The sequence below is a fragment of the Candidatus Saccharimonadales bacterium genome (genome assembly GCA_036397795.1).
Taxonomy (GTDB): Bacteria; Patescibacteriota; Saccharimonadia; order Saccharimonadales; family DASWIF01; genus DASWIF01.
Genome location: DASWIF010000028.1, coordinates 1 through 2,588 on the forward strand (window position 1 = coordinate 1; position 2,588 = coordinate 2,588).

Consider the following 2,588-nt stretch of genomic DNA (forward strand, 5'->3'; position numbering starts at 1 on the left):
GCACCGGATCGGCACCGCCAAACTGGCCGCTTAACACCCCTAGCCAGGGATCGAGGGTTATCCAGCCAGTGCCGGCTACGAACGCTTCAACCCAAGCGTGCGGTTTTGGCTCGGCCAGCAGACGGTTACCATCGGTCATAATCAAGCCCAATGCCTCGCGAGCCGGCACGCCCCGGTGCCGCAACTCTCCGACTAGCCGGTCGCTTAGTTCGAGTGAGGCATTACGGGCGGCTACGTTTAGTAGTTCGGTACTATCGAGCCCAGCGGCCGCCTCGGCCACTACAGCCGCGAAGACTTTTTCAACCACGTCGGCCGCTGTATCGTCTTGAGCGGCGGCTATTTCCAGACCCGCCGGCTGCCAGACATCAGTTAAGCGCGTGTAACGTTCTATTAGTAACGGGTCGGCTTGGTCAATGTTGACGGCGTTTTCGAGACTGTAACTCAACCCGCTAACCGCAACCTCTGTCTTAACTTCGACGTCTCTGGACGCTAACGGCCCTAATCGAAATTCTGCCACCATGTTTCCGTCCTTATCGAGCCGGACGTTGCTAGGTTCGGGCGTTATTGATTTGAGTCGTGCCATCTGTTGGTTAGTGTCGGGCGGCAGGGTTAGCGTTAAGTTCTTCCACCACCAACTGTTATTTTTAAGGGTTGTGGTTTGGCTGACTGTCACAAACGTGCTATCGCCAAAAACGATTAAAGCCGATTTAGACATTGGCCCCTTGTCGGTAAAGGTCAAAATTTGTTGACCGACACCGACACCGGTTTTACTAACCGGATGGCCGCGGACTACGGCGAACCCCAAATCTAAGTCGGCTAACACGGTAGTGGTTTGGCTGGTGATGTCCAAATTAGTCGTCGTAGCGGGTAGCTGGGTAGCCTTGACCGCGCCGAATTCACTTAAAACAACGGCGCTATAGTTTATCGTGAACGACCAGGGCTTTGTCGATTTGAGTTTGGTTTTTGGCAAATCAACCTTAATCGATTGCTCCTCGGGCAAAAAATTGACGCTCAGCTTGGCCCCGTCCTCGGATTTTGCCGTCAAACCCGCTAAATCTGCGCCCATAACACCGATCATCGCGGCCGCCGGCAAGGCCTTCTTGTCGGCGCCGTTGACCGTAAAAATCTGTTTGACTTTGGCCTTTTCGTTGACTCCGCCGATGTCGATCGTCGTCACCAGCCTTAGGCTGTAGGCCGTGGCCCTAACAGGTGTTGCCAGCCCGCTAATAAGTAGCGTGCCGACTAACCATAAAACCAGAAATTTTGCTTTTTTGTTTCTCACCTTAAAGTTGCTTAAACTACTCTTTAAAGACCGTGTAGGTTCAAGTTTAGCACACATTAGCTTAAACATTTTAGCCCCTTAAGCAGTCTGTTTATCCTCTAGAGCGTGGATTTCGGCGTCGGACAACCCAAAATGATGACCGACCTCGTGCCAAACGGTTTTTTTGACCAGCGCCGCTAGTTGGTCCGAGTTTCGGGCCACGTACGCCAGCGGCTGGCGAAAAATCGTGATTTTATCGGGCAGTACCAACGAATAATTCGACCCGCGGCGAGTTTTGGGAATGCCCTCATATAGACCAAACAGCGACTGCCAGGGTGGCAGCCGCATCTTGGCCCGCTGCCACCAATCCGGCGTGTCTTGCCAGGTAATAGCAACGTTGTCCAACTTAACCGCGAACCGCTCGGGAATAGCGTCAATCCCGGTGGCAACCATGGCCTCAAACTCGGCGTCAGTAACTTCGATCATGCTGTTTCCATCGCTCGTAAAACTATATAATTAATTATATAGTTTTTAAAATTAACAGATTGCAATGTAACCAACATTATATCAATCATAGTTATATAATTTATCATACAACCGCTGCCAGTCAGCCAGCGACAAATCCTGGGCCCTGATTCGACTCGGCAGACTAGCCGCGGTTAGGGCATCAATTATCTCTGCCCTCGGCTGGTGCCGTCCTGCCGACAGCGCGTTGGCCAAGGTTTTGCGCTTCATGGCAAAACCGATCTTAGCCAGTTTAAGCAACTTTTCCGGTTCAACTTTAGTCCCGGTCTTAGCTAGTCGCCGGAGCTTGATTGCTCTCGAATCGACTTTCGGTGTTGGTTGAAACAACCGGGCAGGCAACATCGGCCCGAGCTCGACCCGATAATACAACTGGACGCTCAGGGCCAGCATCGACAGATTGCCAGGTCCAGCCGCCAGCCGCTCAGCCACCTCTTTTTGCAACAGCAGCACTATTAGTCCCGGCCGGCCGACGTTGATAAGTTTTTGGATAATCGGGGCGGTTAAATTGTAAGGCAGATTGGCCACGACTTTGTAGCCAGGCGGCAACGACTTTAGGTCGTAGCCTAAGATATCTTGATTGACAACTTCCAACTCGGCGCCGCTAAACGAACGACGGAGAGCGGCCGCCAGTCGGCTATCAATTTCTACCGCTATCACCCGCCGGGCGGATTTCAACAGCTGTCGGGTCAGATCTCCTTGACCAGGTCCGATTTCCAGCACACTGTCGGTCTTCTCGACCTCGGCTAATTCGACCAACTGGATCAGCGCTGTCATATCCTTCAACCAATGCTGGCCCCAGGCT

General features: G+C 52.7%; 3 protein-coding genes. All 3 read right to left on the bottom strand.

Annotation, left to right across the window (positions count from 1 at the left end; translation table 11 throughout):
• Positions 1-1,282, bottom strand: a 1,282-nt coding sequence (locus tag VGA08_01755; GenBank protein HEX9679320.1) for a transglutaminase family protein, incomplete at its 3' end; no start/stop codon positions are given.
• A 78-nt stretch (positions 1,283-1,360) separates the two neighbouring features.
• Positions 1,361-1,747, bottom strand: coding sequence for a metallopeptidase family protein (locus tag VGA08_01760; protein HEX9679321.1), 387 nt, complete (start codon positions 1,745-1,747; stop codon positions 1,361-1,363).
• Positions 1,748-1,828: 81 nt separating this feature from the next.
• A partial coding sequence (gene rsmA, locus VGA08_01765; protein HEX9679322.1) for a 16S rRNA (adenine(1518)-N(6)/adenine(1519)-N(6))-dimethyltransferase RsmA occupies positions 1,829-2,588 on the bottom strand: 760 nt, incomplete at its 5' end.